General features: G+C 45.2%; 13 protein-coding genes. All 13 read left to right on the top strand.

From position 1 onward, the window contains the following. Window positions 1-30: 30 nt before the first annotated feature. Window positions 31-696, top strand: a complete 666-nt coding sequence (gene ccmA / locus ACFOEK_RS02300; protein WP_386715577.1) for a cytochrome c biogenesis heme-transporting ATPase CcmA — start codon at window positions 31-33, stop codon at window positions 694-696. Continuing rightward, window positions 686-1,366, top strand: coding sequence for a heme exporter protein CcmB (gene ccmB / locus ACFOEK_RS02295; protein WP_386715574.1), 681 nt, complete (start codon window positions 686-688; stop codon window positions 1,364-1,366). The genes ccmA and ccmB overlap by 11 nt, the downstream gene beginning before the upstream one ends. Beyond that, window positions 1,363-2,145, top strand: a complete 783-nt coding sequence (locus tag ACFOEK_RS02290; protein WP_386715571.1) for a heme ABC transporter permease — start codon at window positions 1,363-1,365, stop codon at window positions 2,143-2,145. Before ccmB ends, ACFOEK_RS02290 begins: the two co-directional genes overlap by 4 nt. Window positions 2,146-2,267: 122 nt before the next feature. Then, window positions 2,268-2,450, top strand: a complete 183-nt coding sequence (gene ccmD / locus ACFOEK_RS02285; protein WP_386715568.1) for a heme exporter protein CcmD — start codon at window positions 2,268-2,270, stop codon at window positions 2,448-2,450. Between the two features lie 10 nt (window positions 2,451-2,460). Beyond that, window positions 2,461-2,925, top strand: a complete 465-nt coding sequence (ccmE, locus tag ACFOEK_RS02280; protein WP_386718509.1) for a cytochrome c maturation protein CcmE — start codon at window positions 2,461-2,463, stop codon at window positions 2,923-2,925. A 10-nt stretch (window positions 2,926-2,935) separates the two neighbouring features. Continuing rightward, a complete protein-coding gene (locus ACFOEK_RS02275) occupies window positions 2,936-4,882 on the top strand; it encodes a heme lyase CcmF/NrfE family subunit (protein ID WP_386715565.1) in 1,947 nt (648 codons plus the stop codon). A 33-nt stretch (window positions 4,883-4,915) separates the two neighbouring features. Then, window positions 4,916-5,440 carry a DsbE family thiol:disulfide interchange protein gene (locus ACFOEK_RS02270; protein WP_386715562.1) on the top strand — a complete coding sequence of 175 codons (525 nt, stop codon included), beginning with the start codon at window positions 4,916-4,918 and terminating at the stop codon, window positions 5,438-5,440. After that, entirely contained in the window at window positions 5,437-5,958 is a 522-nt protein-coding gene (locus ACFOEK_RS02265) for a cytochrome c-type biogenesis protein (protein WP_386715559.1), read from the top strand. The genes ACFOEK_RS02270 and ACFOEK_RS02265 overlap by 4 nt, the downstream gene beginning before the upstream one ends. Continuing rightward, window positions 5,959-7,188 carry a c-type cytochrome biogenesis protein CcmI gene (ccmI, locus tag ACFOEK_RS02260; RefSeq protein ID WP_386715556.1) on the top strand — a complete coding sequence of 410 codons (1,230 nt, stop codon included), beginning with the start codon at window positions 5,959-5,961 and terminating at the stop codon, window positions 7,186-7,188. A 189-nt stretch (window positions 7,189-7,377) separates the two neighbouring features. Next, the gene (locus ACFOEK_RS02255) at window positions 7,378-8,055 is read left to right on the top strand and encodes a GntR family transcriptional regulator (protein ID WP_386715553.1); all 678 of its coding nucleotides are present in this window, start codon (window positions 7,378-7,380) and stop codon (window positions 8,053-8,055) included. A 55-nt stretch (window positions 8,056-8,110) separates the two neighbouring features. Next, the gene (gene smc, locus ACFOEK_RS02250) at window positions 8,111-11,656 is read left to right on the top strand and encodes a chromosome segregation protein SMC (protein WP_386715550.1); all 3,546 of its coding nucleotides are present in this window, start codon (window positions 8,111-8,113) and stop codon (window positions 11,654-11,656) included. A 204-nt stretch (window positions 11,657-11,860) separates the two neighbouring features. Further along, window positions 11,861-12,892: a cell division protein ZipA gene (gene zipA, locus ACFOEK_RS02245; RefSeq protein WP_386715547.1), complete on the top strand. Its 1,032-nt coding sequence runs from the start codon at window positions 11,861-11,863 to the stop codon at window positions 12,890-12,892. 84 nt (window positions 12,893-12,976) lie between these two features. Beyond that, entirely contained in the window at window positions 12,977-15,076 is a 2,100-nt protein-coding gene (gene ligA, locus ACFOEK_RS02240) for an NAD-dependent DNA ligase LigA (protein ID WP_386715544.1), read from the top strand. Window positions 15,077-15,141: the final 65 nt, after the last annotated feature.

Raw genomic sequence — 15,141 nt, 5'->3', positions numbered from 1 at the left:
TGCTTATCAAACGATATGGGCGGGGTCAGCATGACAGAATATCTGTCAGTAAAGAATTTACTTATAGAGCGAGACGATCGCCTTCTCTTCAAGAATTTAGATTTTACCCTGACTGCCGGCGATGTAATTCAGCTGGTAGGGCGTAATGGGTCGGGTAAAACCTCCCTGATTCGAACCCTGCTTGGTTTGATGCCTGATTTTGATGGAGAGCTCTGTTGGAAAGGCAAACCTCTTTTTCAGGAAAAAGATGACTTTTTTAATAATCTTCTTTATCTCGGGCATAAAGCTTCCATTAAATCTGCGCTCACGGCGAAAGAAAATCTAGAGTGGCTAGTGGCGCCATATTATAAAGTGACTGACGAAAAAATTGAGCAAGCGCTCAGCGAGGTTGGTTTGCGCGGTTATGAAGACGTTGAATGCCATTCAATGTCAGCGGGTCAAAATCGTCGTGTGGCTTTGGCCCAGCTCTATTTGTTAGATTTACCTGTCTGGATTTTAGATGAACCCTTCACCGCCATTGATCTTGCTGGGGTTGCTCAGTTGGAAGCTCGTATCGCTGAGCATGCAGCCCAAGATGGTGCAGTGATTTTGACTACGCACCATGTGTTAGAAATTGACTCCGTTAAGCGCGTGAATCTGGATGACTTTGCTCCAAGCTCGAGTGCTTCAAACGCAGGAGGCTCACATGGCAGCTGATCTTGGGTTCAGTGCTCTGCTAAAGCGTGATTTAAAATTAGCATTTCGTCAGAAAAGTGATGTGATCAATCCTTTGATGTTTTTTGTGATGGTGATTACCTTATTTCCTTTGGGTATTTCACCGGACCCGAATGAGCTGGCTGTGATCGCGCCAGGAGTGGTCTGGGTTGCTGCCCTGTTAGCATCTATGTTGTCGATGGAAAATATGTTTCGTTCAGACTTCGACGACGGCTCATTAGAGCGGATGTTAGTCTCGCCATTGCCCGGTTTTCTCATTGCGCTTGCGAAAGTCATCAATCATTTCCTTGTAACTGGGCTGCCATTAGTTATAGTGTCGCCAATTTTGGCATATATGTTGAACATGCCTTCGGAAGCGTATTGGGTGATGATGATCACTCTGCTGTTAGGGCTCCCAACATTGAGTCTGGTTGGTGCTATTGGTTCGGCATTAACGGTTGGTTTGAAACGTGGGGCACTTTTATTGCCTTTGTTGGTCATACCCTTGTTTATTCCGGTTCTGATCTTTGGAACAGGTGCTGTACAAGGTGTAATAATGGATCAACCTGTTTCAGGTCAATTAAGCATTTTAGCGGCTTTGTTATTGTTCAGTTTAGCGAGTGCACCTTTTGCATGTGCGGCGTCTTTGAAGATTAGTATGGGGAACGGATGAGTTTATCAGAAGCAACATCACCGGGTTGGAAGGCGAGATTTAAGCGCTGGTTCCATAGCTGGGCCTCTCCGAAGTGGTTTTATGAGAAAAGTGAACGCTGGTTGCCATGGCTTTCAATTCCGGCCGTTCTCTTGATGCTTGTTGGTTTAGGGTGGGGATTAATTTTTGCTCCAGAAGACTACCAACAAGGTAACAGTTTCCGAATCTTCTATCTTCATGTACCTGCTGCTTTCTTGTCTCAATCAATTTTTATGATGATGGCAACTGCTGGTGGTATTAATCTGGTATGGCGTATTAAGCTTGCTGACATGGCGGCTAAGCATTGTGCGCCAATCGGAGCGTCTTTTGCTGTGTTAGCGTTGGCAACTGGGGCTATCTGGGGTAAACCAACCTGGGGTGCTTGGTGGGTTTGGGATGCTCGTTTAACAGCTATGTTAATTCTGTTGTTCTTGTATTTAGGTGTAATTGCTCTGTATTCGGCGATTGATAATCGTGAAACTGCTGGGCGATCCACTGCTGTGTTGTCTCTCGTAGGGTTGGTTAATATCCCTATCATTAAGTATTCAGTAGAGTGGTGGAACACTCTGCATCAGCCTGCCACTTTCACACTTACTGAAAAACCTGCGATGCCATTTGAAATGTGGTTTCCGGCGTTGCTAGTGGTTTTGGGCTTTTATCTGTTTTTTGGTTGGATGTTATTTAAGCGTATGCGAGCCGAAGTGGTTGAGCGTGAGTTCAAGGCTAAGTGGCTACAACAAAAGTTAATCCAGAAAAAATAACTATAACGCTATACGCGATTTAGATGGGCATTTAAGAATGCCTGAGTGGTATCTGAATAGAATTGATGAATAGAAACGAACAAACCGCATGAATGTGACTTTGTTTCGGTGGAGATTAAATAGTGGGTCAGTTTGAGTCCTTACAAGCATTAATTGAAATGGGTGGGCATGGGTTATATGTCTGGTTGTCCTATGGCATCGGTGTCGCAGTGATTGCATATAATGTGATCAGTGCAAGTATGGCTAAGAAAAATGCAGAGATGCGAGCCAGAAAGTATATCCGTCGACAAGAGTTGGAGGGTTAATACTATGGCGATGCATCCGAAACGTAAGAAACGATTGATTGCGGTGTGTTTGATTGTATTAGCAGCTGGCACGGCTATTGGCTTGGTGCTTTATGCTCTGTCGTCGAACATTAATTTATTCTTTTCTCCAACCGATATTGCTGAAGGTAAAGCGCCTGTTGAACAGCGTATACGTGCGGGTGGGATGGTTCTTGAAAACAGTGTAAAACGCGACTCCGAAACCCTTCAGGTTGAGTTCGTATTAACCGATTACGCGCACAATGTAACGGTGAATTATGATGGTATTCTTCCCGACTTGTTCCGAGAAGGGCAGGGGATTGTCGCTACTGGTAAGTTGAACAGTGATAACATCTTCATCGCCAGCGAAGTATTAGCAAAACACGATGAAAACTACATGCCACCTGAAGTTGCTGAAGCGCTTGAAAAATCGGGCCATAAGGTCAAAAGCGATTCCGTAAAATCAGAACAATATTAAGAGGTGCCTTATGATTCCTGAACTAGGGCACTATGCTTTAATTCTTGCGTTGGTAATGTCTGTAGCCTTATCCATTCTTCCTTTGTATGGAACGGCGACTAATAATCAAGTCTTTCAATATTCTGCAAAACCCTTGTCCTGGGGGGTATTCACCTTCCTGATGATCAGTTTTATCTGCTTGACCATTTCGTTCTTACAAGACGATTTTACGGTTAAGTATGTTGCGAGCCATTCCAATACCATGCTTCCGTTTGGCTACAAGTTTTCTGCGGTATGGAGTGCTCACGAAGGTTCAATGTTGCTTTGGGTGTTGATTCTTGGCGGCTGGACGTTTGCAGTGTCTATCCTAAGCAAAGGCTTACCGGACGCAGTATTGGCCAGAGTTTTGGCGGTACTGGGGATGGTGTTGACAGGCTTTGCGTTGTTTACTTTGTTGACCTCAAACCCATTCGAACGCCTATTGATGGACACGCCAACAGATGGTGCGGATTTGAACCCGTTACTTCAAGACTTCGGTTTGATTGTTCATCCTCCTATGTTGTATATGGGGTACGTGGGCTTTTCTGTAGCGTTTGCTTTCGCAGTTTCTGCATTAATGACCGGAAAGCTGGATGCAGCTTGGGCTAAATGGTCACGTCCTTGGACAGTAGTTGCCTGGGTATTTCTAACACTCGGTATTGCTCTAGGCAGTTGGTGGGCGTATTACGAACTGGGCTGGGGCGGCTGGTGGTTCTGGGATCCGGTTGAAAATGCTTCTTTCATGCCTTGGTTGGTCGGTACAGCATTGATTCATACCCTAGCGGTGACAGAGAAGCGCGGTGCTTTCAAAAGTTGGACGGTGCTGCTAGCGATTATTGCTTTCTCGTTGAGCTTATTAGGAACCTTCTTAGTGCGTTCGGGAGTATTAACTTCGGTACATGCCTTTGCGACAGATCCAAGCCGTGGTTACTTCATTCTGGGCTTATTAGCGATAACCTTTGGTGGTTCATTATTGCTGTATGCGATTAAAGCGCCGACGGTTCATTCGAGTATCAAGTATTCATGGCTATCCCGTGAAGCTTTCTTACTGATTAATAACATTATTTTGATTATTGTTGCTGCTGTGATTCTTCTGGGGACTTTGTATCCGTTGATTCTGGATGCTATGAATTTAGGTAAGATTTCAGTAGGGCCACCGTATTTTAACGCGGTCTTTGTGCCTATGATGTGCCTGTTGGTTGTGTTCCTCGGGGTAGGGCCAATCAGCCGATGGAAAGCGACTAAGGCGAAGTATTTGGTGGGTAAACTGACCGCTATTTTGATTTTGTCCATCCTTGCCGGCTTGGCCGTGCCGTTCATTTATCATGGTGACTTTGATGGTGCAGTATGGTTCTCCATGACATTGGCGCTTTGGGTTTTCGGTTCTATCTTGGTGGATTTGAAAGCTCGTGCAGGCAATGGCAGTTCATTTATTCAGCGTCTTAAGAAATTACCACGCAGTTACTATGGGATGCACTTCGCGCACTTGGGTGTCGTAGTAACTTTGGTAGGTATTTGCATGGTGGCTGTTTACGATCATCAAGAAGATGTGCGTATGGCTGCAGGAGACAGCGTCGAAGTTGAAGACTACCGCTTTGAATTTACTGGTACAACAGGTCACCGAGGGCCTAACTACGTGGCTGATATAGGTGAGTTCAACGTCTTTAAAGACGGCGAACAAGTGACTTCTATTTACCCTGAAAAACGTCGCTATAATGTGAGTCGTCAGGTAATGACTGAAGCAGGTATTGATCCGGCGTTAAGTCGAGACTTGTATATCTCCCTAGGTGAGCCTCTGGATGGTGGTCAAGCTTGGGCGGTTCGAGTGCATGTGAAGCCGTTTATTCGCTGGATTTGGCTAGGCGCCATTCTGATGTCTATCGGCGGTTTATTAGCCGTGATGGACAAGCGTTATCGTTTAAAGAAGCAAGCGGCGTAACTCAAATTTCGACTGGTAATGGATAATTAAATAATGAAGCGTGTAGCCTTATTTGTACCTTTTCTTTTGTTTATTGGCTTAGGTTTCTTTTTGTTCAGAGGTCTCAGTTTAGACCCGAAAGAACTGCCTTCAGCGTTGATTGGGAAAGCCTTTCCCGCGTTTACGGCTGAGAAAATCGACGGTACAGCTGTTACTGAACAAGATCTGGTGGGTGACGTCGCTCTGGTAAACGTCTGGGCAACTTGGTGTCCGACCTGTAAACAAGAGCATGCTTACTTGAATAAACTGGCGGCTGAAGGTGTCAAGATCTTTGGTGTGAACTACAAAGATGAAACCGATAAAGCAGTCGATTGGTTAGAGCAATTGGGGAATCCTTACGTCTTTAACATTAAAGATGAAGACGGCATGTTGGGCTTGGATCTTGGTGTTTATGGTGCGCCAGAAACCTACCTGTTAGATAAGCAAGGGATCGTTCGCTTGAAGCACGTGGGAGATGTCAATGACCGTGTGTGGAAGGAAAAGATTGAGCCGGAATATCGTAAGTGGGTGGCACAATGAGTAAGGCATCCATTGTGAGAGATCTGTTAACCCAGCCTTTTGCTCGATTGGCTTTGACGTTTGTCTGTCTGGTTTCTGCATTTCAGGCATCCGCTGTGATTGAAATTCTTGAGTTTGATACGGAAGCCGAAAAGGCTCGTTATCAGGAGCTTATTGACGAGCTTAGATGCCCTAAATGTCAAAACCAGAATTTGGCGGATTCTAACGCCCAGATTGCGATTGATCTTAGAAATAAGGTTCGTGAACTAATTGATCAGGGTAAGTCAGATGAAGAAATTAAGAATCATCTGGTGGCTCGATATGGCGATTTTGTTCTTTATCGTCCTGAAGTAAAGAAAGAAACTTATGTGCTTTGGTACGGGCCTTTTATCCTATTAGGGTTTGGAGCGTTAATTGTTATTTTTGTACTGATTAACAATCGACGAAAAGCAGCTTCCAAAGATGAAGGTTTTAGCTCTGAGCAAGAGCGTCAAGAACGCTTGAAAAAGCTATTGAAAGATAATTCGGAGAAAGAATAAATGGCATTACTTTGGGTATCGATTGCGTTAATGACGGCCTTAATGCTGTTGTTCTTTATCCTTCCTGTGCACTTTTCCAGAAAGTCTGATGATCATTTGGAATTATCTGAACTGAATACTAGAGTCTTCAATGAGCATCTTGCTCAATTGGAGCAGGATCTTTCTGAAAATATTATCGATCAACAAGATTTTGATGCACAAAAGCGTGAGCTAGAAGATAGATATATCTTGGATATGGACGGCTTGGATTCTTCCTCTTCCAAGGTGTCATCTAAGTCATCAATGGTAGTGCTATTGGTTGCGGGTCTGATTTCTGTGGTTTCGTCTGTTGCCATCTATTACAAATTAGGTGCAACTGAAGAGTTGGAAATGGCGGAAAGCCTGGAAAAAGTGAAAGGCTTGTCCGAGCAAGAATTGCTGGCCCGGATGGAAAAACAGTTGGAGTCCAACCCCAATAACTTGGAAGGTCAGTTGTTATTAGCCAGAACCTATTTAACGCTTGGCCGTTCAGCTGATGCAGTTAAGCCGCTTACAACAGCGTTAGAGCTTGCAGAAGGCGCTGAAGGTGAAGCGATGATTTCAGCTCAGTTGGCACAGGCTATTTATTTCAGTGATCCTTCCTTTATTCCTGAAAAAGCTGAAGCTTTGATTGCTCGCTCTTTGGAACTTGATCCACAAGAACCTACGGCTTTAGGTGTATCAGGTATTTTTGCGTTTGAACAAGGAAAGTATGAGCTTGCGATTCAACAGTGGCAGAAAATCTTAGCTTTGATTGAAGAAGGGCCAAATGCTGAATCTCTACGTCAGGGTATTAAAACCGCACGTGCTAAATTGGCGGAGCAGAATGGCGAAGCGCCAGCTGCGTCGTTAACTGCTTCGGATTCAGAGCCGGTAGTCATTAAGGTAGCAGTCGGTGTGTCTGATGAGGTTCGTGACGCATTTGATCCGGCTACACGGGTGTTCGTTTATGCTCGCCATGCAACTGGCCCGAAAATGCCTTTGTCTATTCAGAGTCTGAATTTGGATGCCTTGCCAGTGTCACTGCAGCTGGATGATTCAACGTCTATGGGGGGGATGGCCAAACTTTCTGACGCAGAAACCGTTCAGGTAGTAGCTAGAATTTCTGTTTCTGGTTCGGCAATGCCTTCAGAAGGTGATCTTCAGGTCATGAGTAAACCGATTGATTTGACGGCGGTTCCTGAGGTTGTTGTTCTAGAGCTTAAAAAATAGCACTTCGAGGCTACCAAGTAGTCGATTCTAGATCGGTGCTTGGTAGCCTCAATTCCTCTTCTAGTATTGTTCCTTCCTCTTTCTGAAGAGTTCTTTTTGCTACCGTGTTGGTATAAGATTACGGCTTTAATTCGGATGTTTGACGCAATTACGAAATTGCCGTCCATAACAGGGAAGCCAACCTAAAAAATGCCATTTAAACCTGTAGAAAGTCTTTCTGAGCAAATTGCTACACATCTTGCCGACAAAATTATTCGTGGTGAAATTACAGCCAAAGAACGGATTCAGGAACTTCGAATTGCCGGTGAACTTGAAGTGAGCCGTGGCTCGGTACGTGAAGCCTTGTTAATTCTTGAACGACGTCATCTTGTTGACATTTTGCCGAGACGTGGCGCTGTTGTAACAGAAGTGACCTCGTCGCATGTCAAAGGTTTATATCAGGTGTACAGCCAGCTTTTGGAATTGCTAGCTCGGGAAGTCACCGTTAAGTGGTCTGGTGATGATTTGGATTCCTTAATTAAGAAGTTTGAGTCAATGCGAACGGCAAAAGATCGAGGCGATCGGCTTGAGCGCGTGTTCGATTTAGGCTTTGAAATTATGGAGCAGGCGTTCTCCATTGTCGGTAATCCCTTCTTATCTGAAACGCTCATCAACTTTAAACCGATGATTCAACGCACTTACTACATGGCGTTACAGAGTCAGTCAGGGGATTTACAAGATAATATTGTCTTTTTTGCTTCTTTGATGGATGCCGTCATCAAGCGTGAAGAAGACAGAGCCGGTGAGCTGGTCAAGGCATATGTTTTACAACAAATGCACGAAGTTCTTAGCACGCTGGACTCTAATGCAGCCGAAAATAATTCATAGAACGGTTAGTAGTTTATCCCACCAAATTTAGAGAACGACGCAGAGAAATAATGTCATGAGACTCAAGTGCATCAAATTGGCAGGGTTTAAATCCTTTGTGGATGCGACAACCATTCCTTTTCCGAGCAATATGTGTGGCATTGTCGGGCCGAATGGCTGTGGTAAGTCCAATACCATTGATGCTGTGAAATGGGTGATGGGGGAGTCGTCTGCGAAGAACCTTCGTGGTGATTCGATGACCGACGTTATTTTTAACGGTTCGAATACCCGTAAGCCGGTCAATCAGGCCTTTGTCGAATTGGTTTTTGATAATTCTGATGGCACCTTAATTGGCGAGTATGGTCGTTACTCTGAAATCTCTGTAAAGCGTCGTGTAACTCGCGACGGTCAATCTCAATATTTTCTTAACGGTACTAAGTGTCGTCGTCGTGATATTACCGACTTGTTCATGGGAACAGGTCTTGGTCCAAGAAGTTATGCCATTGTTGAACAGGGCATGATTTCGCGTTTCATTGAAGCAAAACCAGAAGAACTACGTTCTTTCATCGAAGAAGCGGCGGGTATTTCCAAGTACAAAGACCGTCGTCGTGAAACAGAAAACCGTATGCGTCGAACGCATGAAAACCTTGAGCGTTTGACGGATTTACGAGAGGAATTGGAGCGCCAGCTTGAGCATCTGAAAAAGCAAGCGGAATCTGCGGAAAAGTACAAAGGTTTCAAAGCTCAAGAGCGTAAAACCAAAACCGAATTACTGACGCTTCGTTGGCAAGTACTGGATCAACAAGTGCGTGAAAAAGAGCAGTTGATTCGAGATTTGGAAATTAAGTTTGAAGCGGCTTTGGCTGGTCAACGCTCTTTCGATACAGACATTGAAGAGAAGCGCTTAGCGCATACAGAAGCTTCTGATAAGTTCAACGAAGTGCAAGGTCATTTTTATCAGTTGGGTTCTCAAATTGCTCGTACTGAACAGTCCATCGAGCACCAGCAAGAACGTTCACAGAAATTGAGGCGTGATCTCGATGAAGTAAAACTTCAGTTGGCAGAAGCCCTTCGAGAGTTGGAGCAAGAGAAAGAACAGCGTGCCATGATCCAGGACGAACTGGATGAGTTGGAGCCTGAATTAGAAATGCTCACCCAGGAGCGAGAAGAGTCTCAGTTATTGCTTGAAGAAGCGGAAGAAGCGCGTCATAACTGGCAGGAAAAGTGGAATCAATATTTAGCAGAAGCCTCTCAGCCAGAGAAAGAGGCGGAAGTCGAGCAGTCTAAAATTCGTCAGCTTGAAGACAATATCGATCGTCAGATTAAGAAGCAACGCCGGTTAACGGAAGAGCAAGAAGAGCTAGTGATTGGCAGCGTAGAAGCTGAAATTGAATCGCTTAAAGACGATGTTCTGATACAAGAAGATCGAATCGAACAGCATCAACAATCCATTTACTCTTCTTCTGAAGCCATTGCCGCAGAGCAAGAGCGTATTGAGGGTCTTCGTCGTCGGGTTGCGCAGCAACAAGCTGAGCTGCAAAGTGCCAAAGGCCGTTTTGCTTCATTAGAAGCCTTGCAGCAGTCTGCGTTAGGTGACGGTAATGAGGTTATTGAGCGCTGGTTGAAGAATCATGGGTTGTTTGATAAGCCTCGTTTGGCTCAGTGTATGACGGTTTCAGACGGTTGGGATAAAGCCGTCGAAACAGTATTGGGGGATTTCCTGCAAGCGGTGCCGACAGGCACTCAAACGGTAGAGCAGCAATTAGCCTCTTTCTTGGGTGAAGCTGTCGAGCAGGGGGCGTTGGCGGTCTTTACACAGGCTCAGGCCAATCAAGCCAACAATGCTTCTATTCCAGAAGACATAGCTAAATTAACACCAATCAAATCGGTGGTGTCTGCAACTCAAGGTATCGATCTAACAGGTGTGTTGGATCATATTTATCTGGTGGAAGATCTGGTTCAAGGTCTTCACATTCAACCAAAAATTCCTGCAGGTTATTCCTTAATTACACGTGATGGCATCTGGCTTGGGCCGAACTGGTTGCGAGTTGCGAAAGCCGACGCAGATCAAAGCGGTGTCATTGGTCGGCAAAAAGAATTGGAAGTGCTTGAAGAGCGTATCGATGAACTGGATATTTCCGTTGAAGATACCGAAATTGATCTCGAAAGCTCCAGACTCGCACTTAAATCGAAAGAGCAGAATAAAGACTTTTCTCAGAAAGAGTTGATGCGTTTGGAGCGTCAGCTGAGCGAGCTTCAGTCAGATTTAAATACCAAGCGCGTTCGTGTTGAACAAATTTTGGTTCGGAAAGAGCGTATAGATTCTGAAATCCAAGAGATCAACGAACAGATTGAATTGGACCGGGAAAATCTTGAAGATTCACGCATTCGTTGGCAGGAAGCGTTAGAGCAAGCTGAGAGTAATATCGTAGTTCGTGAACGACTGGAAAAAGAGAACGAAGAAACACGAGTTCAGTTAGAAAGCGTTCGAGCGCGAGTTCAGAGCTCTAGCCAGGGCTATCAGGATATCCGTTTAAAAGTGGAATCTTTGAGAACTCAGAGCCAGTCGGTTCAAACCTCAATCAGTCGTATGGATCAACAAATCGATCGCCTTCGTGAACGCAATGAAATGCTGACTATGGAGCTGGAAGAGTCGACTGATCCGGGTGAAGATTTACGTCTTCAGCTCGAAGAGTTAGTCGAGCAGCGTTTTACCGTGGAAGAAGAGCTGGCGGACGCTAGAACTAGGATGGAAACCTTAGATCACCAAGTTCGTGATCTTGAAAAACTGCGAAATGAAGCCGAACAGTCTTCGCAAGGCGTCCGCTCAACGTTAGAAAACCATCGAATGGAATGGCAGGGTTTCCAGGTTCGTCGAAATGGTATGAGAGAGCAGCTCGAAGAACTTAAGGTAAATCTTGACGAGCAATTAACGCTTCTGCCGGAAGGTATTAATGAAGCGGAATGGGAAGAAGAGCTTAGGTTGATTCAAGCTCGTATTCAACGTTTGGGGGCTATTAACTTGGCTGCCATCGATGAATATCAAGCGCAATCAGAGCGGAAACGTTATTTGGACATGCAGAACGATGATCTGAATGATGCGTTAGAAACTCTGGAAGGTGCGATTCGTAAGATTGATCGTGAAACCAAGGCCCGTTTTAAGGATACCTTCGACAAGATCAATGCAGGAATGGGTGAGTTGTTCCCGAAAGTTTTCGGTGGTGGTCATGCGTATCTGGAACTTACGGATGATGATTTGCTAACGACAGGTGTTGCCATTATGGCTCGTCCACCAGGGAAGAAAAACAGCACCATTCACTTATTATCCGGTGGTGAAAAAGCCCTGACCGCGATTGCAATGGTATTCTCCATTTTCCAATTAAACCCTGCGCCTTTCTGTATGCTGGATGAGGTTGATGCGCCTTTGGATGATGCCAACGTTGGTCGTTATGCGCGTTTGGTAAAGGAAATGTCGAGTAAGGTTCAGTTTATCTATATCACCCACAATAAAATTGCGATGGAAAAAGCCGAGCAGTTGTTAGGTGTGACCATGCAAGAGCCAGGCTGTTCTCGTCTGGTGTCTGTTGATGTAGAAGAAGCTGCAGCTATGATTGATGCCTAAAATATAGGTTTAAAAGGGGCATGATTTATTCTTTGCGACCCTAGAAAATACTGCATTTAACGGGGTACAATGTGCCCCGTTCAGCTAGTATGAAAATACTAATCTTCATTGTTACTTTTTATTTTGCTTTCGGTCGCTGAATTAGGTGATTAGTCATTGTTCAGTATGGGTACGACCGTCATATTTTTTTAGGATAAGGAATTCATGGATATCAGTTTACGTGAATGGTTGATTTTAGTGGGGTTGCTTGTTGTCGCAGCAATCCTTGTTCATGGTTATCTACATATGCGTCGTCATAAGCTAGATACCACGTCAGAGTTCAGTAACATACCTCACTCAGATGATTGTAATGGTGAGTTGCCTAATGGCGGAGCTCGTATTCGTAACGGCGAAGAGCGTAACGAACCGACGTTTGATCAAGACTTCGTTGATGTATCGGACTCTCATGATCGTCAGGATACCGTGGTTCCTGTGTTAATGGATTCTGTCTCTGTGTCAGAAGAGCCATTAGATCGTTCGTCGCAGGGCAGTTTGGATTTTTCATCCAACGAGCTTGATGATTCAGATTCTGACGAAGTTCAACCAACGTTGAACTCTGAGCAGCAAATCTCCACAGATAGTCAAGACAAACCAGAACCTGTCGGTCTATCTGAAATCAGTGAGCAATCAGAAGATGTGTTGATGCGCTCTCCTGAATCCTATACTGCTGCACCTGAAGAACCAGTCATGTCTGTTCGACGTCAGCAGTTAGAAAAGTGTCGATTAGCAGAAGATCATCTCGGCCCGACCGAAGATCCGGATCGCGTATTTATGTTACATGTTGCGGCGAAGGACGAAGAACAGGGCTTCAATTGTGGTCGACTGGTTGATGTTGCGATGGCTTGTGGTCTACGTCACGGCAAGATGGATATCTTCCATCGTCATCAAGAAGACAATGGACAAGGCAAAGTTCAATTCAGCATGGTCAGCTCTGTGAATCCTGGCAGTTTTGATCTTGATAAAGTGGATGATCAATGGACACCGGGTGTGACTTTCTTTATGAGTCTTCCAGGTCCAACCAATAATATCCAGGCATTTGACTACATGTATGAAATGGCAAAAGTGATTGCCAAGAATATGAACGGTGAAGTACGAGATGAACAGCACAGTGTTATGACGACGCAAACGGCTGAACATATTCGCCAGGAAATTCTGGACTATGAGCGTAAGCGCAGATTGTCGCAGAACGCAGGTTAACACGACATTTCAATAATTTGTTTATCAGGCTCCAATCGGAGCCTTTTTCTTTTCAGTAATTTGTAGGTTGTAAGGTAAATAGATATGTCTGAGCAAATCGGTTTGTTTGGTGAATCCGATCAAGGCAACTCGAATACTAATAGTTCACAGGCTAATGATGTGGCTGCTCGAGTAACAGAGCTCCATGAGACGCTTCATAAGTACAACTACCAATACTATGTACTGGATGATCCAAGTGTTCCTGACAGCGAATACGACCAACTGTTCCAGGAACTCAAGAACATTGAATCCGAGCATCCTGAATTCATTTCGCCTGATTCTCCAACTCAGCGTGTGGGTGATAAGCCGCTTGCTGCCTTTACGACCGTTACGCACGAAATGCCGATGTTGTCTCTGGATAATGTGTTTGATGAGACCGAGTTTAGAGCGTTCGATCAGCGAATTAAGAAGCTTTTAGGGCTTACCGAACAGGACACCGTCGAGTTCGCCTGTGAACCTAAGCTGGATGGTATTGCAGTGAGTCTGCTGTATGAAGATGGTTTGCTGGTAAGAGGAGCGACCCGTGGAGACGGTTCTCAGGGCGAAGACATCACATTAAATGTTCGTACAATTCCGTCGATTCCTTTGAAACTTACTGGCGATGGCTATCCAAAGCGTTTGGAAGTGCGCGGTGAAGTTTACATGCCAAAGAAAGGCTTTCATCGTTTGAATGAAACCGCCAAGGCAGCTGGTGAGAAAGCGTTTGTGAATCCTCGAAATGCAGCAGCAGGTAGCTTGCGACAGCTCGACCCTAAACTCACGGCGAAGCGACCACTGGAGTTTTGTTGTTACTCCGCAGGTATTGTTGAAGGTGGTGCACTTCCTGAAAGTCATTATGCGGTTCTGAATCAGTTTAAAGCCTGGGGCTTTTTGACTAACAAAGAAATGGCATGTGTTCAGGGGATCGATGCATGTTTGGAATATTACAAAGGGCTTGAGGCGAAGCGTGATCATCTAGCGTATGAGATCGATGGCATCGTATTCAAGGTTAACCGCTTTGATCTTCAGAAGCGTTTAGGGTTTGTCTCACGAGCACCTCGTTGGGCGGTGGCTCATAAGTTCCCAGCGCAAGAGAAGATCACTGTATTGCAGGGTGTAGAGTTTCAGGTCGGGCGTACTGGCGCCATTACGCCAGTGGGACGTTTAGAACCTGTCTTTGTGGGCGGTGTAACCGTGTCAAACGTAACCCTTCATAACATGGATGAAGTCGAACGTTTGGGGGTGATGATTGGTGATTCAGTTATTGTTCGACGTGCCGGAGATGTGATTCCACAAGTAGTGAAAGTTGTTGAAGAACGCCGTCCTGAAGGCGCCGAAAAGGTTGTATTACCTGATGATTGCCCTGTTTGTCATTCAGAAATTGAACGCGTTGAGGGGGAAGCCGTTGCTCGCTGTACGGGTGGTTTGATTTGTGCGGCTCAGCGTAAGCAAGCCTTTATCCACTTTGCGTCCCGAAAAGCGATGGACATTGATGGTTTGGGCGAGAAGCTGATTGAGGTCTTCGTCGACAAAGAGATGGTCACTCAGTTGGGGGATTTGTTCCGTTTACAAGTCGACGATGTGGCAGCGTTGGAACGCATGGGTGAAAAATCGGCTGAGAACCTGATACGTTCTCTGTCTGAAAGTAAACAAACAACGTTGCCTAAGTTTCTATATTCTCTGGGCATCCGTGAAGTAGGCGAGGCAACCGCGCAAAACTTGGCGAAAGCGTTCGGAAACCTTGAGTCTATTATGGATGCCTCTATTGAACGGTTAACTGAAGTAGACGATATCGGGCCTATTGTTGCTGAGCATATTCGTCATTTCTTTGAAAATGAAGCCAATCGCGCTGTGGTTGCAGATTTGATTGAGCAAGGGCTTTGCTGGGATGACATTGAAGTCGTGAATGCCGAGGATCTGCCATTGAACGATCAGACGTGGGTGTTAACCGGAACGTTAGAGCGGATGTCTCGTACTGAGGGTAAAGAGAAACTTCAACGCCTTGGTGCTAAGGTCGCGGGCAGTGTTTCGAAAAAGACTCATTGTGTTGTCGCTGGTCCAGGTGCCGGTTCGAAGCTCACCAAAGCTCAGGACTTAGGTGTTGAAGTGATGGACGAAGAAGCCTTTATTGCTTTACTTCAGCAACACGGTATTTCGGTGGAATGATTTCGAGATGATATGGCTTGAACTTCATTCGGAGACGTTAAATACTTGACGCAATCATGTGAAGA

The organism is Litoribrevibacter euphylliae, assembly GCF_042646085.1.
Lineage (GTDB): Bacteria > Pseudomonadota > Gammaproteobacteria > Pseudomonadales > Litoribrevibacteraceae > Litoribrevibacter > Litoribrevibacter euphylliae.
The sequence above is the reverse complement of the archived record's forward strand: the minus strand, read 5'-3'. Positions and strand labels throughout refer to the sequence as shown.

Bases quoted from the DNA above. Each gene is read 5' to 3' on its own strand.
- ccmA (WP_386715577.1), top strand. From the start codon at position 31: ATGACAGAATATCTGTCAGTAAAGAATTTACTTATAGAGCGAGACGAT.
- ccmI (WP_386715556.1), top strand. From the start codon at position 5,959: ATGGCATTACTTTGGGTATCGATTGCGTTAATGACGGCCTTAATGCTG.
- ACFOEK_RS02255 (WP_386715553.1), top strand. From the start codon at position 7,378: ATGCCATTTAAACCTGTAGAAAGTCTTTCTGAGCAAATTGCTACACAT.
- smc (WP_386715550.1), top strand. From the start codon at position 8,111: ATGAGACTCAAGTGCATCAAATTGGCAGGGTTTAAATCCTTTGTGGAT.
- zipA (WP_386715547.1), top strand. From the start codon at position 11,861: ATGGATATCAGTTTACGTGAATGGTTGATTTTAGTGGGGTTGCTTGTT.
- ACFOEK_RS02275 (WP_386715565.1), top strand. From the start codon at position 2,936: ATGATTCCTGAACTAGGGCACTATGCTTTAATTCTTGCGTTGGTAATG.
- ccmB (WP_386715574.1), top strand. From the start codon at position 686: ATGGCAGCTGATCTTGGGTTCAGTGCTCTGCTAAAGCGTGATTTAAAA.
- ACFOEK_RS02265 (WP_386715559.1), top strand. From the start codon at position 5,437: ATGAGTAAGGCATCCATTGTGAGAGATCTGTTAACCCAGCCTTTTGCT.
- ACFOEK_RS02270 (WP_386715562.1), top strand. From the start codon at position 4,916: ATGAAGCGTGTAGCCTTATTTGTACCTTTTCTTTTGTTTATTGGCTTA.
- ligA (WP_386715544.1), top strand. From the start codon at position 12,977: ATGTCTGAGCAAATCGGTTTGTTTGGTGAATCCGATCAAGGCAACTCG.
- ACFOEK_RS02290 (WP_386715571.1), top strand. From the start codon at position 1,363: ATGAGTTTATCAGAAGCAACATCACCGGGTTGGAAGGCGAGATTTAAG.
- ccmE (WP_386718509.1), top strand. From the start codon at position 2,461: ATGCATCCGAAACGTAAGAAACGATTGATTGCGGTGTGTTTGATTGTA.